Origin of the sequence: Streptomyces sp. NPDC001594 (genome assembly GCF_042893675.1) — a bacterium.
Classification (GTDB): Bacteria; Actinomycetota; Actinomycetes; order Streptomycetales; family Streptomycetaceae; genus Streptomyces.
Genome location: NZ_JBIAVB010000014.1, coordinates 135,683 through 159,541, shown reverse-complemented (window position 1 = coordinate 159,541; position 23,859 = coordinate 135,683). Strand labels below are relative to the sequence as shown.

At 70.9% G+C, this 23,859-nt stretch carries 31 protein-coding genes; all 31 read left to right on the top strand.

What is annotated here, in order from left to right:
• Positions 1-16 precede the first annotated feature (16 nt).
• The 31 genes from ACFY0O_RS26720 to ACFY0O_RS26570 all read left to right on the top strand — a co-directional run bounded on the left by ACFY0O_RS26720 (position 17) and on the right by ACFY0O_RS26570 (position 23,857).
• Positions 17-805, top strand: coding sequence for a protein transporter Sec31 (locus tag ACFY0O_RS26720; RefSeq protein WP_388950992.1), 789 nt, complete (start codon positions 17-19; stop codon positions 803-805).
• Positions 802-1,341: a hypothetical protein gene (locus ACFY0O_RS26715; RefSeq protein ID WP_388950989.1), complete on the top strand. Its 540-nt coding sequence runs from the start codon at positions 802-804 to the stop codon at positions 1,339-1,341. The genes ACFY0O_RS26720 and ACFY0O_RS26715 overlap by 4 nt, the downstream gene beginning before the upstream one ends.
• Entirely contained in the window at positions 1,338-1,841 is a 504-nt protein-coding gene (locus tag ACFY0O_RS26710) for a hypothetical protein (protein WP_388950986.1), read from the top strand. The genes ACFY0O_RS26715 and ACFY0O_RS26710 overlap by 4 nt, the downstream gene beginning before the upstream one ends.
• Positions 1,838-2,398 carry a hypothetical protein gene (locus ACFY0O_RS26705; RefSeq protein ID WP_388950985.1) on the top strand — a complete coding sequence of 187 codons (561 nt, stop codon included), beginning with the start codon at positions 1,838-1,840 and terminating at the stop codon, positions 2,396-2,398. The genes ACFY0O_RS26710 and ACFY0O_RS26705 overlap by 4 nt, the downstream gene beginning before the upstream one ends.
• A gap of 261 nt (positions 2,399-2,659) precedes the next feature.
• The gene (locus ACFY0O_RS26700; RefSeq protein ID WP_388950982.1) at positions 2,660-2,869 is read left to right on the top strand and encodes a hypothetical protein; all 210 of its coding nucleotides are present in this window, start codon (positions 2,660-2,662) and stop codon (positions 2,867-2,869) included.
• 166 nt (positions 2,870-3,035) lie between these two features.
• A complete protein-coding gene (locus ACFY0O_RS26695; protein WP_388950979.1) occupies positions 3,036-3,410 on the top strand; it encodes a hypothetical protein in 375 nt (124 codons plus the stop codon).
• 148 nt (positions 3,411-3,558) lie between these two features.
• Positions 3,559-3,966 carry a helix-turn-helix transcriptional regulator gene (locus ACFY0O_RS26690; protein WP_388950976.1) on the top strand — a complete coding sequence of 136 codons (408 nt, stop codon included), beginning with the start codon at positions 3,559-3,561 and terminating at the stop codon, positions 3,964-3,966.
• A gap of 181 nt (positions 3,967-4,147) precedes the next feature.
• The gene (locus ACFY0O_RS26685; protein WP_388950973.1) at positions 4,148-4,729 is read left to right on the top strand and encodes a DUF4352 domain-containing protein; all 582 of its coding nucleotides are present in this window, start codon (positions 4,148-4,150) and stop codon (positions 4,727-4,729) included.
• An 87-nt stretch (positions 4,730-4,816) separates the two neighbouring features.
• Positions 4,817-5,341, top strand: a complete 525-nt coding sequence (locus ACFY0O_RS26680; protein WP_388950970.1) for a helix-turn-helix domain-containing protein — start codon at positions 4,817-4,819, stop codon at positions 5,339-5,341.
• A complete protein-coding gene (locus ACFY0O_RS26675; protein ID WP_388950967.1) occupies positions 5,331-6,617 on the top strand; it encodes a PBSX family phage terminase large subunit in 1,287 nt (428 codons plus the stop codon). The genes ACFY0O_RS26680 and ACFY0O_RS26675 overlap by 11 nt, the downstream gene beginning before the upstream one ends.
• Entirely contained in the window at positions 6,614-6,814 is a 201-nt protein-coding gene (locus tag ACFY0O_RS26670; RefSeq protein WP_388950964.1) for a hypothetical protein, read from the top strand. Before ACFY0O_RS26675 ends, ACFY0O_RS26670 begins: the two co-directional genes overlap by 4 nt.
• Positions 6,801-8,315 (top strand): capsid protein, encoded by a 1,515-nt coding sequence (locus ACFY0O_RS26665; protein ID WP_388950961.1) that lies wholly within the window; start codon positions 6,801-6,803, stop codon positions 8,313-8,315. Before ACFY0O_RS26670 ends, ACFY0O_RS26665 begins: the two co-directional genes overlap by 14 nt.
• An 18-nt stretch (positions 8,316-8,333) precedes the next feature.
• Positions 8,334-9,482, top strand: a complete 1,149-nt coding sequence (locus ACFY0O_RS26660; protein WP_388950958.1) for a phage minor capsid protein — start codon at positions 8,334-8,336, stop codon at positions 9,480-9,482.
• A gap of 435 nt (positions 9,483-9,917) precedes the next feature.
• Entirely contained in the window at positions 9,918-10,442 is a 525-nt protein-coding gene (locus tag ACFY0O_RS26655; protein ID WP_388950956.1) for a hypothetical protein, read from the top strand.
• A gap of 17 nt (positions 10,443-10,459) precedes the next feature.
• Positions 10,460-11,524 (top strand): major capsid protein, encoded by a 1,065-nt coding sequence (locus tag ACFY0O_RS26650; RefSeq protein WP_388950953.1) that lies wholly within the window; start codon positions 10,460-10,462, stop codon positions 11,522-11,524.
• Positions 11,524-11,868 (top strand): hypothetical protein, encoded by a 345-nt coding sequence (locus tag ACFY0O_RS26645; protein WP_388950950.1) that lies wholly within the window; start codon positions 11,524-11,526, stop codon positions 11,866-11,868. Before ACFY0O_RS26650 ends, ACFY0O_RS26645 begins: the two co-directional genes overlap by 1 nt.
• Positions 11,861-12,451 carry a hypothetical protein gene (locus tag ACFY0O_RS26640; RefSeq protein ID WP_388950947.1) on the top strand — a complete coding sequence of 197 codons (591 nt, stop codon included), beginning with the start codon at positions 11,861-11,863 and terminating at the stop codon, positions 12,449-12,451. Before ACFY0O_RS26645 ends, ACFY0O_RS26640 begins: the two co-directional genes overlap by 8 nt.
• A 10-nt stretch (positions 12,452-12,461) precedes the next feature.
• Positions 12,462-12,797 (top strand): hypothetical protein, encoded by a 336-nt coding sequence (locus ACFY0O_RS26635; RefSeq protein WP_388950944.1) that lies wholly within the window; start codon positions 12,462-12,464, stop codon positions 12,795-12,797.
• A gap of 9 nt (positions 12,798-12,806) precedes the next feature.
• On the top strand, positions 12,807-13,313 hold the full coding sequence (locus ACFY0O_RS26630; protein WP_388950941.1) for a hypothetical protein: 507 nt from the start codon (positions 12,807-12,809) through the stop codon (positions 13,311-13,313).
• A gap of 12 nt (positions 13,314-13,325) precedes the next feature.
• Positions 13,326-13,745, top strand: coding sequence for a hypothetical protein (locus ACFY0O_RS26625; protein WP_388950939.1), 420 nt, complete (start codon positions 13,326-13,328; stop codon positions 13,743-13,745).
• The gene (locus ACFY0O_RS26620) at positions 13,742-14,053 is read left to right on the top strand and encodes a hypothetical protein (RefSeq protein ID WP_388950936.1); all 312 of its coding nucleotides are present in this window, start codon (positions 13,742-13,744) and stop codon (positions 14,051-14,053) included. The genes ACFY0O_RS26625 and ACFY0O_RS26620 overlap by 4 nt, the downstream gene beginning before the upstream one ends.
• The gene (locus ACFY0O_RS26615) at positions 14,050-14,406 is read left to right on the top strand and encodes a minor capsid protein (RefSeq protein ID WP_388950933.1); all 357 of its coding nucleotides are present in this window, start codon (positions 14,050-14,052) and stop codon (positions 14,404-14,406) included. Before ACFY0O_RS26620 ends, ACFY0O_RS26615 begins: the two co-directional genes overlap by 4 nt.
• Positions 14,399-14,821, top strand: a complete 423-nt coding sequence (locus ACFY0O_RS26610) for a minor capsid protein (RefSeq protein WP_388950930.1) — start codon at positions 14,399-14,401, stop codon at positions 14,819-14,821. The genes ACFY0O_RS26615 and ACFY0O_RS26610 overlap by 8 nt, the downstream gene beginning before the upstream one ends.
• A gap of 66 nt (positions 14,822-14,887) precedes the next feature.
• A complete protein-coding gene (locus tag ACFY0O_RS26605; protein WP_388950927.1) occupies positions 14,888-15,346 on the top strand; it encodes a phage tail tube protein in 459 nt (152 codons plus the stop codon).
• Positions 15,343-15,807, top strand: a complete 465-nt coding sequence (locus ACFY0O_RS26600; RefSeq protein WP_388950924.1) for a hypothetical protein — start codon at positions 15,343-15,345, stop codon at positions 15,805-15,807. The genes ACFY0O_RS26605 and ACFY0O_RS26600 overlap by 4 nt, the downstream gene beginning before the upstream one ends.
• A gap of 148 nt (positions 15,808-15,955) precedes the next feature.
• Positions 15,956-19,150: a hypothetical protein gene (locus ACFY0O_RS26595; RefSeq protein ID WP_388950921.1), complete on the top strand. Its 3,195-nt coding sequence runs from the start codon at positions 15,956-15,958 to the stop codon at positions 19,148-19,150.
• Positions 19,151-19,282: 132 nt separating this feature from the next.
• Positions 19,283-21,835 carry a hypothetical protein gene (locus ACFY0O_RS26590; RefSeq protein WP_388950918.1) on the top strand — a complete coding sequence of 851 codons (2,553 nt, stop codon included), beginning with the start codon at positions 19,283-19,285 and terminating at the stop codon, positions 21,833-21,835.
• Positions 21,836-21,843: 8 nt separating this feature from the next.
• On the top strand, positions 21,844-22,365 hold the full coding sequence (locus ACFY0O_RS26585) for a hypothetical protein (RefSeq protein ID WP_388950915.1): 522 nt from the start codon (positions 21,844-21,846) through the stop codon (positions 22,363-22,365).
• A gap of 70 nt (positions 22,366-22,435) precedes the next feature.
• Positions 22,436-23,281, top strand: coding sequence for a peptidoglycan-binding protein (locus ACFY0O_RS26580; protein WP_388950912.1), 846 nt, complete (start codon positions 22,436-22,438; stop codon positions 23,279-23,281).
• 19 nt (positions 23,282-23,300) lie between these two features.
• Positions 23,301-23,615 (top strand): hypothetical protein, encoded by a 315-nt coding sequence (locus ACFY0O_RS26575; RefSeq protein ID WP_388950910.1) that lies wholly within the window; start codon positions 23,301-23,303, stop codon positions 23,613-23,615.
• A 20-nt stretch (positions 23,616-23,635) separates the two neighbouring features.
• Positions 23,636-23,857, top strand: a complete 222-nt coding sequence (locus ACFY0O_RS26570) for a hypothetical protein (protein WP_388950907.1) — start codon at positions 23,636-23,638, stop codon at positions 23,855-23,857.
• The last annotated feature ends 2 nt before the right edge of the window (positions 23,858-23,859 follow it).

Here is a 23,859-nt window from a genome sequence, read left to right as displayed (position 1 = left end):
CACCCCGGAGCACCCCGTGCGTACCCGCACCGCGACCCGCTACGTCCAGCACACCATCGACGGCGAGACCGAACTCATTCCCGAGAAGTACAAGCTCCCCCGGCCCCCGCTCGACTGGGACGACATCGGCCTGACCGTCGTCACCACCACCACCGCGGCGAGCGTCCTCGCCTCCGTCGGCTGGTCCACCGTCAGCATCGGCGACCTCCTCCACCGCACCGCCCCGGCCGCCGCCGCGTACACCGCCGCCGGCGTGTTCGACCTCCTCTGGATCAACTGCCTGATCCTGGAGTGGGTCAACCGGTACGACCCCGACCGGGCGGCCCTCTACCGCCGAGCCGGCCACGTCGCGCTCGCCATCGCCATGGCCGCCGTCTGCCTCCACGGCCGCCTCACCGCCTCCTTTGCGGTCGGGCTCGTCGCCGCAGCCGTATCGGCCCTCGCCAAGACCGGATGGACACTCACCCTGCGCGCCTACGCCCGCCCGCTCGACCCCCGCACCCAGCAGTGGCTCGTCCGTCGACAGGACCGCGTCGCCGCCAAGCTCGCCCTCCGCGCGCAGCTGCGCCGTCTTGCAGCCCTGGAAGCCCGCGAAGGGGCCAGCCCCAGCCCGGACAGGGATCCGGACGGTCCGGAGGACGTCGTCCCGCTGCGTCCGTCGGTCCGACAGGCAGTGGAGACCGCGTGGCACTCCGGCATGGCCGACGGGGCCTCGATCCTCGCCTACGTTCATCGTGTCGCCGACCCGAGGGCGCGACAGGACACCGTGGACCGGTACCTCCGTGACATCCGGAGGGCCGGATGAGCGTCCCGATCAAGCCCTCGCAGATCATCCCGCCCGGCGCGCCGCTGCCCGCGCGGCCGCCGGAGCCCGGCGAGATACCGCCCTGGCGGCCAGCCGCTCCTCCTCCCCCGCCGTCGGCCGGACCCGGTTGGCACTCCGCGCCAGAGTCGGACCCTGCTCCGCTCGCGGTCCGCGTCACCGTGGACCTCGTCTATCCGGAGCCGGAGCCCGAGCCCGCACGCGACTGGTCCTGGCTGTGGGCCTGGGCCCGACCATGGACATCCCTGGCCGGCGCCGCCCTCGCGGTGGCCCCGCTCGGCCCCCGCGGCTACAGCCTCGCCACCGGATGGGCAGCAACCCTGACCGAGTGCCGCGCCGAGGCTGGCCTCATGCCTGCGTACATCCTCGCTCTCGGCGGCCTCGGCTTCACCTTCGCCATCGACCTCGTACGCCCCCGGCTCCTCACCCGCACCGGGCTCGCCACCGCCCTCGTCGGGACCGTCGGCATGGCCCACCCCTACGACATCGTCACCGCCGTCACCGGAGTACACCCGTGAGCACGCCCCTCACCCTCGCCGGATCGGCCATCAGCCTGGCCGTCCTTTATGCCAACGTCCGCACGATGCACAAGGCGAAGTGGGAACCCAAGGTCATCGGCCCGTTCGCCATCCACTTCACCCTCGGCGCACTCGCCACCGTGTGCATCGGCGGCCTCCTCGGCTTCCTCGCCGGGTGCACCGTCCAGGCGGCCAACGGCACCGGCAAGCGGGCCGTGCCCGGCGCGACCGGCACCGACAGCGGAGCACTGGCCAGCGGCTCCATGGGTTCCCTCAGCCCTGAGGGCGGTGTGGTCGTCTTCCTCCTGACCGTCGCGCTGGCTCTCGCCTGGAAGGCCTCAAGCAAGGAGATCAAGAAGCGGGCTGCTGGCGGTTTGTTCTGCGGAGCCACCCTGTGCGCGACCGCAGGCGTCGCGAACCTCCTCTCTGGGCTCCCCTCCGTTGCCAACGGCATCGGCACGGCCGCCCGCGCCGCTCTGGAGGGGCAGGGCATCCTGTGAGCCGCCTCCAGCCCGCCGCGGAGCGGCTGTGCCGCGGGGCCGCCGTCCTGCTGACCGGCTACACCGCCGGGGCGGCCGGGTGGGTGCGGGCCGCCCACTCCCTCGGCGGCCGTGCGCTCCGCGTTGCCCTGCTCGCCGTGCCACCCCTGCTGGCGTGGCGGCTCGTGCAGCTCCTCCCGGTCGTCCTGTGGGTGGTCGCCGCGTGGGGGTGCTGGGCTGCCTGGCGCGCTGGCCCCCAACCCATCCCGCCCGCCCCCGCCGTGAACCCCGTCAGCGCCAATCCGGCGGAGGCCGTTCGGGCACTTCTCCGGGAGCTGATCGGGGACGCTCCCGGGGTCCACCTGAAGACCGTCCTCATGCGCCTCCAGGAGGACGGTCACCACACCTCCTGGAAGGTCGCCGACCTGCGCCGCCACATCGAGGCGTTGGGCATCCCCGTCGAACCCAAGCTGAAGCTCAACGGGACCCCGACGCGCGGGGTCCGCCGGGAGGCCGTCTCTCCCACTCCCCGGCCGGCCGCCGAGGGTGTGCCTCCCGTCGCGTCTCCTGTCGTCTGACCTGCACATCTACTGAAGCGTCTCCCCCGCATCTCCCGCCCGGGAGACCGGGCGTCTCCCTTCTAAGGAGCCCCATCCATGCCTCTTCGCCAGCCCACCCCAGCCCCCGACGACCCGCGCCTGGTCGGTCACGAGACGACCTATCAGGCGTCGCGCGGTGGGCATTTCCCGCCGCCGCAGACACCGCCCAGCAAGCAGACCGACCAGCCGAAGTGACCCGGTCCCGCCAGTGCGGGGCCTGTGAAAGGGAAGATGAGCAACATGAGCGAGCGAGTGAACGTGAAAGTTCTGCTGCTGTTCGGCGCCGAGGCGGAGATCGTCGCCGATGTCGCCGACCCGGCGGCGCCGGAGCGGTACCCGGCGTCGATCATCGCGGAGGATGTCGGCCTGCCCATGCGCGAGTTGCCGGGGCGGCGTCTGACGGCCGAGGTGGGTTCGGATGACCGGTTGTTCGGCTGGCGTTTGGCCTGATCAGAGGGCAAGTGGCCCCAGCCCTGGGCGGGTTGGGGCCACTTCCAACCATGAAAGTGTTGCCTTTCACAGTAGTCGTGCCTCATAATAGAGACACGAGGGCAGCAAAGGGGCCGCAAACCCCAAGCCCTCACCAACCAGCACAACTCAACAGAGAGAGGACAACATGTCCGACGAGACCGACGAAATGCGGGCCTTCCTCACGGAGGCGATCGTCACCACCTACGTGGCACTGGCGGAGGCTCTCACCAAGCTCCCCGTCCCGATCACCCTCCCGCGAGGCCCGGTCTTCCAGTCCAAGGAGCTCACCTCGGCAGTCTCCCGAGTCGTCGAGATCATCAAGGACCAGCCCATCGACATGGAGATCCAGGCCCACGTCTGGGGCGCGAGCCTCTACTGGAACGCAGCCGCCCGACTCCTCGGAGTCTGGCTGCACGCCGAGGAACCCTCCAAGGTCGCGGCAGTAGAGATCGAACTGGTCCTGAACGACGCAGCTGACGCGATCCTCCACCTCACGGAACTCCTCGACCGCCAGGAGTAAGAAAAGGAGCCCCCCGGCATCCAGCCGGGGGGCTCCCCCGTACAACAAGCCAAACGACCGGCGGGGCCGGGCCGAAGCCCACGGGCGCACGCGCCCGGCGCAAAACCCCGCCGGTCACCAACCAGCCTCGCAGAGACCGGACACCCCCATGGTAGCCACCCCGCCCGACGCCGAGACGCTCCAGGAGATCGCCGACCGCTACGGCCGCTCCGTCGACACCCTGAATTCCCGCTGGTGTCTCCACCCCGACTGGCCGGCCCCCGTCGGCCGGCGCAGACACGCCTACGTGTACGACCGCGCCGCCGTGGACGCCGTGGTCGCGCAGCACTTCGCCCGCAAGGCCGCCACCCTCGCGCCGGACCGGCTGTACACCGCCAAGGAGATCGAGGCCGCCACCGGCATCAAGCCCGCGACGATCCGCGCCGACGTGAAGAAGGGCCGTTGGCCGGCTGCGGACGACACGTCCGAGCGCGCGCATCGCTGGCTCGGCGCCACCGTCAACGAGGCCGTCGCGAAGCGCAGGGCGTACCGCCGGACGGCGGACGCAGGCGAGTAGGGCACGCCATCCACCGAGTGCACCCAGTTGCAAAACCAGCCGTCATCCCTCAAGATGGGCGGCAACTCCGGCGTGCCCGGAAACAGCAGCCCCCGAAGCCCCGCCACCGCGCGGGGCTTTCGCGTGTCACAGACCGATCACAGCCACCACACAGGCACCCGAACCCGGCGACCATGACGCGATGCGTACACACCACCTCGCCAGCGCCACCGTCGGCGTCGCACTCCTCGCCCTCACCGCCTGCGGCCCCACCAACGAGATCACCACCAAGCCGGACGCCAAGGGTGCCCCGCCGTCCCCCACCGTCCCCGCCCCGGCCGCCCCGAGCAAGCCGGCACCCGGCAAGGTTGCAGCCGTGGGCGACACCGTGACCCTGAAGGGGAACGGGGACGGCGAGCAGCTGGCCGTGACCATCAAGAAGTGGGCCGACCCGGCGCAGTCCGCCGACGACTTCATGAAGCCACAGGACGGAAAGCGCTGGGTGGCCGCCCAGTTCGAGCTGGTCAACACCGGGACGGCCGTCTACAACGACAGCCCCAGCAACGGCACCCAGGTGGCCGACGCCGAGGGCCAGCAATTCCACACCACGTTCGGAGAGATCACCGCCGGACCGGCGATGACCAGCGCGGCCAAGGCGTCGCCGGGCGGCAAGGTGCTCGGCTGGATCGTCTACGAGGTCCCGAAGGACTCGAAGATCGTCAAGGTCCAGTTCGCGATGAACAGCGGGTTCGCCTCCCAGACCGGGGAGTGGATCATCCCCTAACCCCCAGCTCCCGCCGTCCGGCCGGCTCCCGCGCACGAGGGCGCGCGGTGGACGCCCCGGACGGCGGGCCCCAACGGAGGTGACGCCATGGCCACTACGCCCCGGCCGGTCACCGACGAGGACCGCGAACAAGTTCGTGCCCTCCATGCCGAGGGTCTCGGCCGCAACGCCATCGCCCGCCAGCTCGGGCGCAGCTCCCGCACCGTGTCGGTCCTCGCCGAGGAACTGGGCCTCACCTTCGACCGCACCGCCACCGCCGAGGCCACCCGCGCTCGCGTCATCGACACCCGCGAGCGCCGTCAGAGCCTGATTGAGCGGTACTACGCCCAGGCCGACAAGATCCTCGCCCGGCTCGAACGCGACGAGCACCAGATCACCGAGGTATCCCTGGGCAAGGTCATCCGCTACACGGCCACCGACCTTCCCACCCAGGACGTACGGAACCTGATCCAGGCCGCCGGAGCCGCTGCCAGCCAGGCGGTCAAGCTGGAGGCCCTCAACTCCGACAACGGCGTCAGCGACGCCAAGAGCCTGCTCGGCCAGCTCGCCGCCGGCCTCACCGCCGCCTACGGCGCGATGAACGGAGACGAGGGGGCCGGTGATGCTCCGTGACGTCCCCCTGCCCCTTTCTCCCGCGCAGATCCGCTCCATCGTCGAATCCCAAGATGTCCCGATCGCCCTGTGGTCAGGGGCCGTCTCCAGCGGCAAGACGATCGGGTCGCTGATCGCCTTTCTCCTCCGCCTGGCTGTCGCCCCGGACCACGGGCTGATCGTGATCGTCGGACGGACGCTCCAGACGATCGAGCGGAACATCATCGACCCGCTCCAGTCCACCAACCTCTTCGGGCCGCTAGCCATGCACGTCCTCCACACCGCCGGCTCAACCACGGCCACCATCCTCGGCCGTACCGTGCACCTCGTCGGCGCGTCCGACGCCCGCGCTGAGGGCAGGATCCGAGGCTCGACGATCGCACTCGCCTACGTTGACGAGGCGACTCTCCTGCCTCAGCCGTTCTGGCTGATGTTGCTGTCCCGCCTACGTGTGGGCGCCGAGTCCCGTCTCCTGGCCACGACCAACCCGGACGGGCCCTTCCACTGGCTGCGCACGGACTTCATCCTGCGCGGCTCCGAGGTCGGGCTCCGGAACTGGCACTTCACCCTCGACGACAACCCCTCGCTCGACCCGGGTTGGGTCTCCCGCCTGAAAGCCCAGTACACGGGCATGTGGTACCGGCGGTTCATCCTCGGCGAGTGGTGCCTCGCCAGCGGCGCCGTCTACGAGATGTTCGACGCGGAGGAGCACGTTGTCGACGTCATGCCGCCCATGAAGCGCTGGACGGCCGTCGGCATCGACTACGGCACCGTGAACGCCTTCAGCGCCGTCCTGGTGGGCCACGGTGAGGACGACCGGCTGTATGTCGCTTCCGAGTACCGGCACGACTCCCGCGCCGTAGGCCGTCAGCTCACCGACGCCGAGTACTCCCGCAACGTGCGCGACTGGCTCGCGAACGTGCGCCCGCCCGGGCAGCGCGAAGCACGCGGCGTACAGCCGCAATGGATCTTCGTGGACCCGAGCGCGGCCTCCTTCATGAACCAGCTGTGGCACGACAACGTCCCCGGGATCGCCCCGGCCGTCAACGACGTCCTCGACGGGATCCGCTCCGTCAGCGTCGCCCTCGGCTCCGGCCTGCTCCGCTTTCACCGCTCCTGCACTGGCCTGCTCGGCGAACTCCCCACCTACGCATGGGACGAGCGGGCCGCCGAGCGCGGCGAGGACAAACCGGTGAAGGCGAACGACCACTCGGCCGATGCCCTCCGCTACGCCCTGCACTCCACCGCGCACGAGTGGCGGGGCCTGATCCGCCCGAAGCTGGAGGTGGCCGCGTGATCGACACTGTCATCCTGCCTGTCGCGCTTCGGATCGGGGACATCGAGGCCGAGATCGCCACCCTCGACCTGCCCGCGTCCGGCGGCGGATGGGCCACCAACGCGCGCCGCGCCATCGCGGACATGCTCCGGGCCGCCGCCGACGCCTACGAACACCCGGACCCGGCCGACGAGGAGGTGCCCCATGCCGCTCCCTGAGGCCGGCGCCCCGTGGCCGCCCATCGATCCGGCCGTCCGCTCCGACATCGAAGACTGGTCTGCCTGGTACTCCGCGAACCCTGACCGGCTCGCCTACCGGTACTCCAACCGGCACCGCATCACCAACCGGTACGGCACCCTGGCCAACCGGCCCTCGCAGTACCGCGGCGGCCTCGTCGGAACCATGGCCCGGTGGTTCTGGGGCATGCCGACCCCGCTCGGCGAGAAGCGGTCGAACCTCCATCTGCCCTTGGCCCGCGACCTCGCCCGCACGTCCAGCGACCTGCTGTTCAGCGAGCCCCCCAATCTCCTCACCGACAACCTCGGCACCCGGGAGCGCCTGGAACAGCTCATGGAGGACGGCCTCCGCCGCACCCTCCTCGCCCAGGCCGAGATGTCCGCCGCGCTCGGCGGGGCGTACCTGCGCATCGTCTGGGACCTCACCATCAGCGACCGGCCCTGGATCAGCCTCGTCCGGGCTGACGGCGCCGCCCCGAAGTTCGTCCACGGCCGGCTCCGCGCAGTCACCTACTGGACTGTCCTCGGCGTCGACGGCCAGAAGGTCATCCGGCACCTGGAGCAGCACGAACCCGGGAAGATCCTGCACGGCGTTTACGAGGGCAGCGAGGACAACCTTGGCAAGCCCCGCGACCTCGGAGCCTTCGAGGAAACCCGGTCCTTCCTGCCGGAGCAGACGCTCCCGATCGGCAACCGGCTCGCCAGCACGTACATCCCGAACACCGTCTCCGCACCCGACTGGCACGACCTTCCGGGTGCCGCAGGCCTCGGCGCGTCCGACTACCAGGGCAGCGAGACGTTCCTGAGCAGCATCGACGAGGTGTACACCAGCTGGATGCGGGACGTCCGCCTTGCCCGCTCCCGCATCATCGTCCCGGCCGGGTACCTCCAGTCCGGCGGGCTCGGCCAGGGCGTGTCGTGGGAGGACCGGGAGGTGTTCGCCCCGATGAACATCCCGCCGACCTCCGAACACGGCATCACCCTCAACCAGTTCGAGATCCGTCACCTCTCACACCGCGAGACGATCGCCGACCTGTCCAGCAAGGTCATTCGCACCGCCGGCTACTCCGGCGGCACCTTCGGGGACACTGAGGGCGCTACCGCTGCCACCGCGACGGAGATCAAGGCGCGTACGGCGCGCAGCATGAGCACCCGCGCGCGCAAGTGCGAGCTGGAGGCCGTCGGGATCGCGGAAATCGTCGAGACCCTCCTCATCCTGGAGGCGTCCCCCATGTTCCCGGGCCTGCCGGCCGTCGCCGTCGAGCGGCCGACGGTCCAGTTCCGGGACTCCATCCAGGACGACGTCAAGACGCTGGCGGAGACGGCCGAGCTTCTGCGCCGCGCGGAGGGCGCCTCGACGGAGACGATCGTGGCCCTGGCCAACCCGGACCGCGACGCGGACTGGCAGGCCGAAGAAGTCCGCCGGATCCTCCGCGAGTCAGGCCGGGACGTCGCTGACCCGATGGCCACCGGCGCGGAATAGCCGTGGGGAGGCGGTCCGATGCCCGTCTCCCCCGCCCTCGCCGAGGATCTCGCCGCCGCCATCGCGATGCTGTACGCGGACGCCGAGCTCGCCCTGATCGCGATCCTCCGCGACGCGCTCGCCGAGGGCATTGACAGCCCCCGGTGGGCCGAGCTGAAGCTGAGGTCCCTCGGGGACCTCCGCGAGGCCGTCGAGACCGTCACCGCGGCCCTCCAGGACGACGCAAACGGGGCCGTGGCGGCAGCGCTCACGACCGCATACGGGCGCGGCCGGCAGGCGGCCGTGGCCGAGCTCGGCGCGCTCGACATCGGCCGGGAGCTCCAGGCCCGCCGGCTCCTTCCCGGGGCGGCGGCCGTCGACCGGCTCGCCGCGTCGTACGCCCGGGACACCCGGCCGCTGTACCAGCGCATCACCCGCGCCGTCCTCGACACCTTCCGCGGGGTGAACGCGCGGGCGGCCGGGACGCAGCTCCTGACCGGGATCACCCGCCGGGCCGCCGCCCAGCGCGCACTGGACGAGTTCGCGGCCCGCGGTGTCAGCGGGTTCGTGGACCGGTCCGGGCGCAGCTGGGAGTTGGCCGCCTACGCGGAGATGGCCGTCCGCTCGGTCACCGCCCGCGCCGCGATCGACGGGCACATCGACGCCATGGCCGAGGTCGGCCAGGGCCTGGTGATCGTGTCGGATGCGCCGCTGGAGTGCCCGCTGTGCGCGCCGTGGGAGGGTGAAGTCCTCGCCCTGACCGGACCGCCCGGACCGCGCACGGTCCGCACGGAGCACGCGGTACAGCCGACCGGCCTCCGGGGCCTGCTCGCGCCGCCCCGCACGGTCGCGGTGCACATCGCCGGGAGCCTCCCCGAGGCCCGAGCAGCCGGCCTGTTCCACCCGAATTGCAGGCACTCCCTGTCCCTGTACCTGCCCGGCGTGACGACCCGGCCCCCGCAGCACGCGACGCCGGGCACCACCTACGAGGACACGCAGCGCCAGCGCGCGATCGAGCGGCACATCCGTCGCTGGAAGCGGGCCGAGGCCGCCGCGTTGGACAACGCCGCCCGCGCCCGGGCTCGGGCGAAGGTCCGCACGTGGCAGGCCGCCGCCCGCGAGCACGTCGCCGCGCACGACCACATCATCCGCCAGCCCGCGCGCGAGCAGATCGGCCGCGCCCACTGAACTTCGGCCCGCCTGGCGCGGGCCGGGAACTCCGGCCCGCCAGGAGCGGGCCATCCGCACCACGGCCGCCGAGCGGCCACCCCCAGCGACCGCCAGGCGCGGCGCCAACCCCACCCCGACCGCGGACCGCCGGGAGCGGGCCGCCCGCACGCCCCGGAGGGCGCACCCATGCCGCGACACACCCTCACTCGCCCGACATCCCACGCGGGCGCCGGCTGGTCCCACCCCTACCGCACCGGCCCTTTCGACCCGTACCTGTACGCCGACGGCGGGGCCGGAGACGCATCCGGATCCGCCGACAGCGGAACCGGAGGCCAGGCCGCTGACCAGGGCGGAGACCCGTCCGGATCCTCCGGACAGGCCTCCGGACCGGCCGCGACTACGACCGAGACTGGCGGCGGCCAAGGGCCGGACGCCGAGGACCTCGCGGCCACCGTGAAGCGCCTCGAACGCGAGCTGCGCACCGCCCGCTCGGAGGCCGGCAAGGACCGCACTGCCGCCAAGCAGCAGGCCGCCGACGACGCTGTGAAGGCCCTGACCGAGAAGCTCGGCAAGGCGCTCGGCCTCGTCGCAGACGAGGCCCCGCCGGACCCGGCAGCGCTCGCGAAGGCCATTCAGGAGAAGGACAGCACCCTCGCCGAGCGAGACGCCCAGCTCCGCGCGCGTGACGTCGAACTCGCCGTCTGGGCCCGCGCCGCCAAGGCCGGCGCCAAGGCGGACGCGCTTCTGGACTCTCGCGCCTTCATGAAGGCGGCCAGCGGCCTCGACCCGGCGGACAAGGGCTTCGCTGCGGCCCTCGACGACGCCATCAAGACCGCCGTCAAGGACAACCCCAGCCTCGCCGCCACCCCGGCCGCCACCGCGTCCGGCGGCGACCTCTCCGGCGGGACCGGCGAAGGCAGCACCCGGCAGCGCCCCACCTCACTCCACGCCGCCGTGCGCGGCGCCTTCGGTACCTGACCCCCTAGGAGCACCCCGTGCCCGTCACCCTCGCCCAGGCCCAGATCAACTCGCAGGCGGACATCGACTACGCCGTCATCGACAACCTCCGCCGCTACAGCTGGCTCCTCGACCAGATCGCGTTCGACGACACGGTCACCCCCGGCACCGGCGGCGCGAGCCTCACCTACGGCTACACCCGCCTGACCGCCGGCCGCGGCGCCCAGTTTCGCGCGATGAACTCGGAGTACACCCCGGCGCAGGCGAACCGGCAGCGCTACAGCGTGGACCTCAAGCCGCTCGGCGGCGCGTTCACCATCGACCGGGTCCTGTCTCGGCTCGGCGCGTCGCAGACCAACGAGATCAGCTTCCAGATGCAGCAGCTGCTGACGGGCGTCCGCACCAGCTTCCAGAACGAGCTGATCCGGGGCGACACCGCGGTCAACGCCGATGGTTTCGACGGCCTCGACAAGAGCCTGACGGGCCAGTCGACGGAGTACCTTCCGTTCAACGAGGGTGTCACCTCCGGATACCTGGACTGGACCCGGGGCACCATCGACACGCAGCCCGAGGCCATGGCCCAGCTCGACGTCGTCGACGACTTCCTCTCCCGGATCGTGCCGTCCCACACGGGCGGCGGCGACGCGGGCGCCCCGGGCGCGCTCCCGCCGGGCGTGAAGGCCATCCTCGGCAACACCAAGTCGATCACCCGCATGCGGGCGCTCGCTCGGTGGGCTGCGATCTACACCGCGACCCGCGACGACCTCGGCCGGCAGATCGAGATGTACGGCCCGTGGGTCCTCGTCGACCTCGGTGACAACGCGCTCGGCTCGGCCCCGATCATCCCGGTCGAGACCCGCGACCCCGATGGTGCGGGCGGTGGTGGCAACGTCACCAACCTGACCGACCTGTACGCCGTCAGCTTCGGCCTGGACGCCCTGCACGGCGCCGCTGTCGCCGGCCAGCCGCTGGTCAACACCTACATGCCCGATTTCTCACAGCCCGGCGCGGTCAAGACCGGCGAGATCGAGATGGGCCCGGTCGCTGCGGTGCTCCGCAACACCCGCTCCTGCGGCGTCCTCCGCAACATCAAGGTCGCGTAATGCTGACCGTTCACAGCCCCGAACCGGGGTTCTCCGGCGAGGTCGGCGGCGTCACCTTCACCGGCGGCGCCGCGACCGTCGACCCGCAGGTGCCCAACGCGCGGGCGGCGCTGGCCTACTTTCGGCGCAGCGGCTACCACATCGTCGACGAAGTCCCCACGGTGGCGAGCAGCATGCCCGCCCCGGAGCCCGCCGCCGACTTCGACCCGTCCGGGCACAACGTGGCCGACGTCCTCGCCTACCTTGCCGACGCCGGCGAGGCCGAGCGGGCCCGCGTGCTCGCTGCCGAAGAAGCGGGCCAGGCCCGCGCCACCATCCTCAAGAAGGGACCGGCCAGTGAGTGAGCAGCTCGGCGGGTACACCCGCAACGTCCGCGACGCCATGGCGCACGTCAACGCCGCCGACCCGTCCAGCCCGGATACCTTCTACCGCCGGAACATGCCGCGCACCGGCCTTTACGACTCGGCCTCCGACACCGGCCAGGTTGCCCTGGCCACCGGCGTCATGACCTCCGTCCCGATCCACCTCCGCTCGGGTGACGTCATCACCACCGTGTCGGTGCGGTCCGGCGCCACGGCGGCCGGCACGCCCACCAACTACTGGGTGGCGCTCTACGACAGCTCGGCCACCCCGGCCCTGCTGGCGCAGAGCGCCGACCAGACGTCGACTGCGTGGGCGGCCAACACCACGAAGCAGCTGGCGCTCACGGCACCGGTGACGATCACCCGGACGGGCATCTACTGGGTCGGCATCATGGTGGCCGCGACGACCCCGCCGACCCTCCTGGGCACGTGCGCGGCCCCGGCGATCGTCACCGGGGAACGCAACCTGTCGCAGTCCTCTGGCTCGTCGCTGACCGGGACCGCGCCGGCCACCATCACGGGCGCCTCGGGCAAGAGCTTCGTGCCGTACGTCGTCCTCACCTGAGGCGGACGGCATGACTCCCATCGAGGACACCGACGTCGCGGCCGCGCCCCCGCCCGCACCTCCGGTCCGGTACCGCGTTGCGGCGCCGGGGCCGGTCACGGGCGGCGTGATGGGTGTGGCGTTCGCCAACGGCCACGCCGTGGTGGACGACGACGCCCAGAACGCGCGGGCGCTGGCCTGGTTCCGGGCCGAGCCCGGGTACCAGGTCCAGGTCATGGGCCAGCCTGAGCCCGCCGAGGCCGATGAACCGGAGGGCACGCCCGCTCCGGCACTTCCGGAGCCCGGACCGCCCGCCGACGAACCGCCCGACGACAGTTCAGCGCCGCCGGCCCGACGACGAAAGTAGGGGGCATACGTGCCTATGATCAGCGACTTCAGCATGAGCGCCTCCGTCCTTCAGACCAAGGCGCAGGACTTCACCCTGACCTCCGATCCGCTCGCGAAGATCTGGTCCACCCACCTGGAATCCGGCACAGGCGCCGGCCAGGCCGACAAGGCATTCCACGACCAGCGCACGCTGGCCGCCAGCGCGACCGAGGATCTCGACCTGGCGGGAATCCTCGCCGACGTCTACGGCGCGACGATCACCTTCGTCCGGATCAAAGGCCTGTTCATCGCCGCGTCCGCTTCCAACACCAACAACGTGGTGATCGGGGCTGGCACCAACCCGTGGGCCACCCTGCTGAACTCGACCGGGACGGTGACGCTCAAGCCGGGCGGGTGGTGCGGCTTCGGGGCCGGCGCCGGTGACGCGGTGGGATGGCCCGTCACGGCGGCGACCGGCGACATCCTCAAGGTCACCAACAGCGCCGGGTCGACCAGCGTCACCTACGACGTGGTCATCGTCGGCTGCTCCGCGTAGGAGGTGGTGGCGATGGCCCGCGTCTATGCCACCGCCGAGCAGTACGAGGCCTTCACCGGGACGGCGGCGCCGCCGGACATCGACGCCCGGCTCGCTCGGGCAGGCCGCTTCCTGGACGCGGCCGTGTTCCGCCTCTGCGTCTACACGGCCAGCCCGACCACGGGACTCCCCACGGACGCCCTCGTCGCCGCGGCCTTCGCGACCGCGGTGTGCGCGCAGGTCGAATGGGGGGTGGAGGTCGGCGACGTCACCGGCGCGGCCGGGGCTGGCTGGGGCAGCGTGGAAATCGGCTCCGTACGCCTGAGCCGGTCGGTGACCGCGGTGTCCGGCGCCGACTCCCCCGGTCGGCAGGTCGCCCCGGCGGTGTGGGACGCGCTCCGCAGCCCGGACCTCACCCCGGACCGGCTCCGGCTCGGGCTGGTGATCTCGTGATCCCCGGCTGGCTGCTCGTCCACACCGTGACCATCCAGGTCTACGAGGGCGACACCGCGTACGGGCCGCAGTACGCAGCCCCGGTCGCGGCCCGGGCCCTCGTGGAGGAGACGGTCCGCACGGTCCGCGGCGAGCGCGGCGAGGAGGTCGTCGCCTCCACCACGCTCTACCTGATGCCCACCCAGGCCTGCCCGCCGGAGTCCCTGGTCACCACTCCCTCCGGCCGGACGGCGTCCGTCATCACCTCGGCGCTGCACTCCGCGCCGGGCCTCGGCACACCAGACCACAGGGAGGTGACCCTCACATGACGAGGCAGTACACCGAACTGCGCTGGGAGGGCAGCCGCCTGGGCGCGAGCGCCCGCGGCCGCCGGGGCGCGGAGGAAGGGCTCCAGCGGGCGCTGGAGCATCTCCTCGCCGAGTCTCGGAAGCTGGTGCCGCTGCGCGAGGGCACCCTGGAGCGCTCCGGGCGCGTCGTCCGCGACGGCCTCGACGGGGCCGTCACCTACGACACCGTGTACGCCAAGCGGCAGCACGAGGAGCTGACCTGGAAGCACTTGCCGGGCCGGTCCGCGAAGTACCTGGAGATCCCGCTCAACCGGGACCGCGAGGTGCTGCTGCGGCTCATGCAGGTGTCCCTGAGGCGGTGGCTGCGTGGCTGACGATCTCCTTGATGGCCTCGCCCAGCACCTCGCCGCCCGCGGCCTGGTCACCTACGACCCAGCCGGCCACAGCGGGGACGTGTTCATCGAGTCCCTGCCCAGCACGCCAGACGTGTGCTTCGTCCTCGGCATCTACGACGACGGCGCCGAGCAGGACTCCCACATCGGCTACGACACCGTGGCCGTCCAGGTCCGCGTAAGGGGGACCACCGACCCCCGCGTCTCCCGCGCCCGCGCGCTCGCGATCCGTTCCGAGCTGCACGGCCTGGGCCCGGTTGTACTCGCCGACGGCACGAATCTGCTGCTGGCGGTCGCCCGGAACGTGGCCGGGCTCGGCGCCGACGACAACCGCCGGCACGAGCATGTCTTCAACGTCCGGATGCAGGTGCGTTCCGTGACCGCGCACCGCATCTGACCCACCCCGATTCTCCAGCCCGCCGGCTCCGCCGCGCCGGGCATTTCGTCATGCCCTGGAGGAGTCATGGCAGTTCAGAAGTACAACGCGAGGGACATCGTGTTCCAGATCGAGAACTACGCCAGTCCCGGAACCTGGGTGGCGATCTCTCCTCTCGCGATCAACACGTTCACGAAGAGTGAGGACGAGGAGACCACCGACACCACGACCTTCGGCAGCGCCGGCCAGGCCGAAAGCATGAAGATGCAGATCGGCAAGAGCCTCCAGCTGGAGGGCTTCCGCCTCCGCGACCCGGCCACCGGCGCCCTCGATCCCGGCCAGGCCATCGTCGAGGCGATGAACGACCGGCTCGGCACGCAGAGCCTGACCGGGTTTCGGTGGGCGCACACCAACGACACCACCTGGACCGTCTGGGCCCAGACCCGGGTGACCCTCGGCGACCAGGGCGGTGGCAACAACGACGAGGTGTCGTGGTCCGCCACGTTCACCCGTTCCGGCCCGTCTACCACGGCGGCGAAGCCGTGACCGCCCGCAAGACGAGCGATACGCAGTCCTGGGACGACTTCTGGGCGTCCGTGTCCCGCCCGCAGACCACGACGATCCGAGGCGTCGAGGTCGCCATCCCGACCGACATGCCGATGCTCGTAGAGCAGCGCGTCGAGGAGCTGCACGACTCCACCAGCCTTGACGACATCGCCGAGCTGGTCGGCCTCATCTTCGGCCAGGACTGCCTAGACCAGTGGCGGGCAAACGGGATGGGCCTCCTCGAATTCCGGGTGGTCCTGACCTGGGGCATGGCCAACGCCCGCGGCACCGAGTTCAGCTTCGAGGACGCCTACAAGCTCACCCAGGAAGGCGTCGCGGAGGGAAAAGCCCCGCCGCCGAACCGAGCCGCACGACGCGCGCGATCCGCCGGTACTGGTGGGCGCTCGAAGCCGACTTCCAACGCGAATACCGGCTCGGCCCGCAGGACATCGCGCAGCTGACCCGCCGCCGCTTCTACGTCCTCCTCGCCGGCCTGTCCGCTGACGCCATGTGGCGGCGTCTGGCTGGCGACGAGATCAACGTGGTCGACGATCCCGACCAGATCAGGGCCGCGCTGGCCTCTCTCGCTACCTGACAGGGAGGCCGCGCATGGCGCTGACCATCGGCGAACTTGTCGCCCGGATCGACGCCGACCAGACCGGGTTCGCGCGGAGCCTGTCCGCCGCCGAGCTGGAGATGCGCGGCTTTCAGCGCAGCACGGATGGGCACCTCCGGGCGCTGAACGGGCGCTTCTCCTCGGTCGCTGACCTGCGCGCGGCAGAGCTGCGAGTGCGCGGCTTCGTCCAGTCCACAGACGGATCGCTTCGCACGCTTGACGGCCACCTCGTCTCTCTGGGCCACCCGGTCCAGATGGACCTCCGTGCGGACAGCAGCCGTGTACAGCGTGCTGTGCTCGACGCTCAGGAGTCCGTCGTCCGGTACACGACGGACGCGTCCGGGCGCCTGCGGACCCTCGACGGCCGGTTCGCGTCCGCAGGACAGCGGGCCGCGCTCGGGCTGAGCATGGGCGACCGCGAAGGCCGGCGCTTCTCGCTCACCCTGGGAGGCCTCGGCTCGGCGGCGGGCGTGCTGGGCTCGGTGGCGGCGAAGGGCGGCCTTGTCGCGGCCGCCCTCGGCACAGCCCTACCGGCAGCGGCTGGCCTGGTGGCGACTCTGGCCAACATCGCGCCAGCGGCCGGGCTCGGTGCGAGTGCCGTGTTCATGCTGGGGCAGGCCGTTGGCGCCATCAAGCTCGGAACCTCCGGCATCGCCGAGGCGATCGCCGGCGCTGGGAAGACCGCCACCACAGCCGCGAGCGGCGCCAAGGCGGCGGCGTCAGCCCAACAGTCCCTGTCTGACGCGGTCAAGTCGGCGGCCCGCGCCAACGAGCAGGCCGCCAAGCAGGTGGCGACCGCCGAGCGCGGGCTGGCCGACGCGCAGCGCGAGGCCCGCGCCGCGCAGATGGCCTTGAACGACGCCCGTGAGCAGGGCGCCCGTGACCTGGAAGACCTGAACAACAGGCTCGCCGACGCCGAGCTGTCGCAGCGCGACGCCGTGCTGGACGTCGCCGATGCCGAGGAGGCCTTGGCGAAGGCCCGCGCCAGCGGCGACCCCAAGGAGATCGCCCGCGCTCAGCTCGCGTACGACCGCGCCGTCCAGCGCCTCAAAGAGCAGACGACCGAAACCGCCCGGCTCCGGCAGGAGACCGCGAAGGCGAATGCGGCCGGTGTGGAGGGCACGAACGCGGTCCGGCAGGCACAGGAGCGGGTCGCTGACACCCAGCGCACCGTCGCTGACCGGGAACGCGACCTCGCCGACGCCCGCCAAAATGCCGCCCGTACGGCGGCGGACGGGATCGAGCAGGTCCGGCGCGCCCAGGCCGCACTTGCCGAGGCGACCGGCGGCCAGGCCGATCCGTTCGCCGAGGCCATGGGCAAGCTGGCGCCGGCAGCGCGGGCCTTCGTGCAGGCGCTCCTTGATCTCAAGCCTGCCTGGGAGAGCCTGCGCCTGGACGTGCAGCAGACCCTCATGCAGGGCTTGGCCGGGGAGATCACCCGCACGGCCGGCAGTGTCCTGCCAGTGCTGCGTCGCGGCCTGGTCGACTCGGCCGGCGCCCTGAACATGATGGGCCGCGGCGTTCTGGATGCAGCGCGGGACCTGGCCGAGTCCGGGACCCTGGGCCGCGCCATGGCGTCGGCGTCCGCCGGGCTGCGGAATCTCTCGCGGGCGCCGGGGCAGATCGTCACGGGGCTGGGGCAGGTGGCTGCGGCGGCCGGGCCGGCTTTCGAGCGGCTCACTGCGGCCGCTGGCGGAGCGCTGGACCGGCTCGCCGCTCGGATGGCTGACAGCTTCGCCAGCGGGCGGATGCAGAAGGCCATCGAGGACGCCATCAGCCTTGTCGGTGACCTCTTCGACGTCTTCGCGAACGTCGGCAGCATCTTCGCGAACATCCTCAAGCCGATGGAGGCGTCCGGGGGCGGCTTCATCGGGGTCCTGAAGGACATCACAGGTGCGATGGCCGACGCCTTCAACACGCCTGCCGTGCAGGCCGGGTTGAAGTCGATCTACGAGACCATGTCGGTCCTCGGCAAGACCGTGGGTCCGCTCCTCGCGGACGCCCTCCAGGCCATAGCTCCGGTCTTCACGGCCTTGGGCCCCCCGGTGCAGGTGCTGATCCAGGCTTTGGGCGCTGGACTGCAACCCGTGATCCGGGCCCTCGGTCCGGTTCTGGTGGCCGGGGCGAAGGCCGTAGGCGCGCTGGTGGTTGCCGCGTCGCCGCTGCTCACAGTGGCGGGCGAGCTGGTCGCTGCACTGCTGCCAGCACTAACTCCACTGCTAGATGCGGCAGTTGTGGTCTTTCAGGCCTTGGCACCCATAGTGCAAAATGTCGCAAAAACCCTGAAAGACACCCTCAGCCCCGTTTTGGCTCAACTTCCCGGCATCATACGGCCGTTGGCGCAAGCCCTCGGCGAACAACTCGCGATGTGGCTAGGCCTGGTCGGCGACCTGCTCGTCGAACTCTCACCCACCCTGGTGTCCCTGGGGCAGGCCCTCGGCGAACTGATGGTCGCCTTGGCTCCTTTGATCCAGCTTTGGGCGCAAATGTCCACGGAACTGCTTCAGCGGCTGCTCCCGGTGCTCCGGCCCGTCCTGGACTTCTTCCTCCAGATCGCCGCTTTCTTCATCAGCGACTTCACGCGGTCGATCCGGGACGTAGCAGTCCCGCTCCTCAAGTCCCTCGCAGCACTCATGCAAGGCGACATGGCAGGTGCGGCCTCATACGCCAAGCAAGCCCTGCGGGGCTTCCTGGTAGATGCCGTCCAGCGATTCAACGAGCTGCCTCAGGTGGCTCTCCGCGCACTCGGCGCCATCGGCAGCGTGCTCTACAACGCGGGAGCGCGAGCGCTGTCCGGCTTCATCGACGGCTTGCGTGCGATGGTCCCCAGCCTCAAAGACCACCTCGGCTGGATCACCTCCATGATCCCCAGCTGGAAGGGGCCGGCCACCCTGGACGCCCGGCTACTCACCCCCGCCGGCACCAGCGTGATCGAGGGATTCCAGCGAGGTATCGCAGCCGCCACACCAGGCCTGCGCGACCAGCTCGGAGCCCTCACCGGCGCCGTGCCGGGGATGACTCTCGCCGCATCCGGGTTCCCCGCCGGAGGGATGTCAGCGGGCAACTCCGGCGCCCCACAGGAAGTGATCATCAGGTTCGAAGGCCCGGAGGCCATGCTCGCGCTGCTGCGCGGTGTCGTGCAGCAGCGCGGCGGCGACGTGCAAAAGGTCATCGGCCAGCCTCGGTAAGGAGGTCTCATGGCAGTCCCCGGCGCCAAGGTCGAGCTTCAGATCGCGGGGACGTGGGTGGACGTGACGGATGCGGTCCGCAAGACGGACGGCATCCGGCACGCGCGCGGGCGCCGCTCGGAGGGCGCCCGCGTGGACCCGTCCACCACGACGCTCACCCTGGAGGACCCGACGGGCGCCTTCAACAACCGAAACCCCCGGAGCCCGTACTACGGACAGCTCGGCCGCAACACACCCCTGCGGTACAGCGTGGACGGCGCGAACGTCGCCCTTGTCCTCCCCCCAGGCGACGTCGGCCGGGTAACGACCCCGGATGCAGCCGCCCTGGACATCACCGGGGACCTCGACCTCCGCGCCGACCTCACCCCGACCTCGTGGGACGGCGACCGGGGCGCCGCCGGCTGGCCGGTCCTCGGCAAGGCCAGCTCAGGGCAATTCGCCTACTGGCTCACCGTCCAGAGCGATGGTCGCCTCGTCCTCTCGTGGTCGACGACCGGCAGCAACATCCTGTCGGTCGTGAGCACCCTCGCGGTGCCGTTCACCCCCGGCCAGAGGGGCGCAATCCGCGCCGTCCTCGACGTCAACAACGGCGCGAGCGGCCGTACGACAACCTTCTACACCTCCGACACCATCGCCGGCACCTGGACCCAGCTCGGCGACGCCGTGATCGAGGCCGGCATCACCAGCATCTTTGCGGGGACCGCCGCTCTTCAGATCGGCGACCTGACCGCCTTCAGCTACGCCCCGATCGGCCGACGGTTCCATGCGGTCGAGGTCCGATCCGGCATCGGCGGCAGCATCGTGGCCAATCCGATCTTTACCTCTCAGGCATCCGGAGCCACCGGCTTCACCGACGCCGCAGGCCGGACCTGGTCCCTGGCCGGTACCGCTCAGATCACCTCCCGCCGCACCCGTACGGTCGGCGAGATCTCCGAATGGGCGCCCCGCTGGCACGTGTCTGGCAATGATGTCCTTGCGCCCGTCACCGCCGCCGGCATCATGCGGCGTCTGGGCCAGGGCCGACGCCCTTTGAAGAGCGCACTCACCCGCGGTCTGCCCACCCTGTCCCCGGTGGCGTACTGGCCGCTGGAGGACGGCCGCGACTCTCGGCAGGCTTACAGCCCTATCGCTGGAGTCCAGCCGCTGACGGTGTCCGGCCTGAACATGGCCGCGGACACTTCGTTCCCGGCTGCCGACGCGCTCCCGACGATCGTGGGAGGTGCCACCCTCACCGGCGCGGTGCCGCGGTACGCCGGCTCGGTGTGGGAGATCGACTTCCACTACAAGATCAATTCGGCGCCCGCCTCAAGTGGCACCATCCTGGAGTGGGTGACCACAGGGGTGCCCTGGCGCATCTGGCGTCTGCGATTCGGCCCCACAAACTATGACCTTGTCGTGGAGGACGGAACGGGCGCCACCACCCTGGTCACCTCCGTAAACATCGCCTCCAACTACGGCACCGGCTGGTACCAGTTCTCAGTCGTGGCGATCCCTATCGGCGGCGACCTGTTCGTGATCACCAGTGGCGGCAGCAATACCCTCGTCGGTGCCAGCAGCGGCCAAGTCACCTCCTTCTCCACCACCTTCGGGGCGTCTCTGGCCGGGTCCGGATTCGGACATCTCGCCGTCTACAAGGCATCTACCGCCACCCCCGCCGGCTACGAAACAGCATGGCGCGGAGAGACCGCGGGCGACCGTGTGGTCCGCCTCGGCGCCGAGGAGGCGGTCACGGTTGATGTGTGGGGCGACCCGCAGGCCCAGCAGGCCATGGGCTACCAGCGACCGGCTCAGCTCGTCGACCTCCTCGCCGAGTGCGAGGCCGCAGACGGCGGAATCCTCATGGAGGACAGGGAACGGCTCGGCCTCGTCTACCAGGGGCGGACCTCGTTCTACAACCGGGCGCCGGCACTGACGATTCCGTACGGGCACCTGTCGGAACTGGGGCCTCCCCGTGACGACGACACCCGCATCCGCAACGACCGAACAGTCTCCCGCGTTAACGGGTCCTTCGGCCGGTGGACGCTGGACACCGGAAGCATGTCCACGCAGAACGCCCCGGCTGGCGTCGGCCTCTACGAGGACTCGACCTCGGTCAACGTCGCAGACGACTCCCAGTGCCAGCCTCTCGCGCAGTGGCTGGTCCACCTGGGCACGGTCGACGAGGCCCGCTATCCGCAGGTCAAGATCCTGCTGCACAAGTACCCGCAGTACATCGACGCGGTCACCAACCTGGACTCCGGTTCGATCATCCGCGTCACGGGCCTGCCCGCCCATCTCCCGCCGGGGCCGCTGGACCTCCTCGTCGAAGGCTACGAAGAGACGCTCGGACCGCTGTCCTGGGAGATCGTCCTCACCTGCTCGCCGGCGGAGCCGTGGCAGGTCGGCGTGGTCGAGGACATAGTCCGCGGCCGGCTGGACACCGAGGGCTCCCAGCTGGCGTCTGGCGTGTCGAGCACGGCGACCACGCTGTCCGTGGCCACGACGTCGGGCCCTGTCTGGAGCCCGGTTGCGGCGGACTGGCCCTTCGATGCCGACCTCAATGGGGAGATCGTCACCGTCACCGCGGTGTCGGGCTCCACCTCGCCGCAGTCCTGGACCGTGATCCGCTCCATGAACGGCGTCGTCAAGAGCCATCTGTCCGGGGCTCCGGTCCAGCTGGCTGCGCCCACCATTCTTGCCCTGTAGGAGGTGCCTTGCCTTACCCGATCTTCTATGCGGGGCAGCGCATGACTGCCGCCCTGATGCAGTCCACTCAGCCTATCTACGTGGAAAAGCCGACCGATCAGCCCGTCACCAACTCGACAACCAACGTCAATGACACGGCGCTGACGGCCTCCGTGGCTGCCAACGCCAAGTACTTCGTCCAGGGCATGCTGCTGTACAGCGCCCGCACGGACACGGACATCAAGATCGGCTGGACCGGGCCGTCGGGGTCCGTCTTCGACTGGATCAGCCACGGCCAGTCGCAGGACGGCACCGGCGGTCTCGCGGGCTCCGGCGTCGTCGTCGACAGACAGTCCATCGGCAATACCACCTTCCCGCTGGGCGGGTTCGGCGCCGAGAACACCACCTACATGACGGCGCCCTTCTGGGGCCGCCTCACCACTTCGTCCACGGCCGGCAGCCTTCAGCTCAACTGGTCCCAGCGCGTCGCCAACGTGACGTCCAGCATCATGCGCGCCGGCAGCTGGATTCTCCTCACCCGCGTCGCCTGACCCCAACCCCTCAACTCACTCGCCCCAGGCCTACCAGGCCGGGGCTTTTGGCATGCCTGGAGGTATCACCATGGGCGAAATCTGGATCCCCGAGGCTGTCCGCCTCGGCGACGGCGTCATCGGCGGGCCAATGGACACCCCCGACGCTCCGCCCCGAACGGTCTGGCACACAACCGAGACCGGCGCCGGCCCTGCCGCCTTCGCCGCAGTCGCCGAGGGCCTCATCGACGACGCCGACGAACCACACATCCTCTACGACCCGACCACCGACGCCCTCGGCCAGTTCGGGCCCCTCAACCAGTCCGCCCGCGCGCTGCGCAACGCGGGCGCCCTGCGAACGAACCGCACCGGCGAGGCCTGCATCCAGATCGAGGTCCTCGCCCGCGCGGGCACTCCCTTCACCGGATACTGGAAGCCTGGCCCGAACTTCGCCGCGCTGCTGCGCGCGATCCGCTCCTGGGGCGTCCCGGACGTCTGGCCCGCCGGCCGTCTCGCCCGGTCCGGGAGCGACGATGTCTCTCGCAGCACGGCGACCTGGACCACGCGGGCCGGCCACTACGGGCACTGCCAGATCCCGGGCAATGATCACTGGGACCCGGGCGCCATCGACACCGCGGCCCTGCTCGCCGCCGGAGGCGGCACCACCAGCCCGGCCCCGGCTCCGGCCTACGAGCCGTTCCCCGGCGCCGGCTGGTTCGTGACCGGCCGCCGTTCGCCGATCATCGCCGCGATGCACGCCCGGCTCGTCGCCGTCGGCTGCAACCGCTACCAGACCAACACCAACCTCGACGTCTGGGGCTCCGGCGACAAGGCCAGCTACGCCGCCTGGCAGCGGAAGCTCGGCTACTCCGGCGCCGACGCCGACGGCATCCCCGGCCCTACGTCCTGGGCCCGGCTCCAGGTCCCCAACGTCTGAACCCATCAAGGAGTCTTCCATGACCATCACCCTCGACCGCGCGTACTGGCTCGGCCTGCTTTTGTCCGTCGTCCTGCCCGTCCTTGTCGGACTGGTCACCACCCGGGTTACCCACCCCGGGGTCAAGGCCGTGCTGCTCCTGGTTCTGTCCGGTGCGACCGGCTTCCTGACGGAGATGGCCCACCCCGGACCGGGCTGGGACGCCGGGACGGCCGCCGTCCTCGCGCTGGTGTCCTTCGGGACCGCCACCCTGGCGCACTTCGGCCTCTGGAAGCCGACCGGGGTGTCCGGAGCCGCGCAGGACCGGCTGATCACCGCCCGGAGGGCCGGGTGACGCCGTCCGAGTCTCAGCACGTGGCCACCGAGATCGCCGAGCTGCGTCGCGCCGTCGAGGTCGGTTTCACCCGCGTCGACGGCTCCCTCGCCCTGCTGGTGCAACGCGGAGACCAGACGGACAAGAAGATCGAGGACCATGAGGCCCGCCTCGACGCCGTGGAGCGGGCCCGCTGGCCGCTTCCGTCCCTGGCAGCGGTCACCGCGGTCGGGTCCCTCGTGTACACGATCCTTGCGAAGTAGGG

Coding starts and splice junctions, on each gene's coding strand:
- ACFY0O_RS26645 (WP_388950950.1), top strand. CDS start 11,524: ATGCTGACCGTTCACAGCCCCGAACCGGGGTTCTCCGGCGAGGTCGGC.
- ACFY0O_RS26605 (WP_388950927.1), top strand. CDS start 14,888: ATGGCAGTTCAGAAGTACAACGCGAGGGACATCGTGTTCCAGATCGAG.
- ACFY0O_RS26580 (WP_388950912.1), top strand. CDS start 22,436: ATGGGCGAAATCTGGATCCCCGAGGCTGTCCGCCTCGGCGACGGCGTC.
- ACFY0O_RS26615 (WP_388950933.1), top strand. CDS start 14,050: ATGACGAGGCAGTACACCGAACTGCGCTGGGAGGGCAGCCGCCTGGGC.
- ACFY0O_RS26660 (WP_388950958.1), top strand. CDS start 8,334: ATGCCCGTCTCCCCCGCCCTCGCCGAGGATCTCGCCGCCGCCATCGCG.
- ACFY0O_RS26665 (WP_388950961.1), top strand. CDS start 6,801: ATGCCGCTCCCTGAGGCCGGCGCCCCGTGGCCGCCCATCGATCCGGCC.
- ACFY0O_RS26575 (WP_388950910.1), top strand. CDS start 23,301: ATGACCATCACCCTCGACCGCGCGTACTGGCTCGGCCTGCTTTTGTCC.
- ACFY0O_RS26675 (WP_388950967.1), top strand. CDS start 5,331: ATGCTCCGTGACGTCCCCCTGCCCCTTTCTCCCGCGCAGATCCGCTCC.
- ACFY0O_RS26715 (WP_388950989.1), top strand. CDS start 802: ATGAGCGTCCCGATCAAGCCCTCGCAGATCATCCCGCCCGGCGCGCCG.
- ACFY0O_RS26700 (WP_388950982.1), top strand. CDS start 2,660: ATGAGCGAGCGAGTGAACGTGAAAGTTCTGCTGCTGTTCGGCGCCGAG.
- ACFY0O_RS26690 (WP_388950976.1), top strand. CDS start 3,559: ATGGTAGCCACCCCGCCCGACGCCGAGACGCTCCAGGAGATCGCCGAC.
- ACFY0O_RS26635 (WP_388950944.1), top strand. CDS start 12,462: ATGACTCCCATCGAGGACACCGACGTCGCGGCCGCGCCCCCGCCCGCA.
- ACFY0O_RS26695 (WP_388950979.1), top strand. CDS start 3,036: ATGTCCGACGAGACCGACGAAATGCGGGCCTTCCTCACGGAGGCGATC.
- ACFY0O_RS26680 (WP_388950970.1), top strand. CDS start 4,817: ATGGCCACTACGCCCCGGCCGGTCACCGACGAGGACCGCGAACAAGTT.
- ACFY0O_RS26625 (WP_388950939.1), top strand. CDS start 13,326: ATGGCCCGCGTCTATGCCACCGCCGAGCAGTACGAGGCCTTCACCGGG.
- ACFY0O_RS26685 (WP_388950973.1), top strand. CDS start 4,148: ATGCGTACACACCACCTCGCCAGCGCCACCGTCGGCGTCGCACTCCTC.
- ACFY0O_RS26595 (WP_388950921.1), top strand. CDS start 15,956: ATGGCGCTGACCATCGGCGAACTTGTCGCCCGGATCGACGCCGACCAG.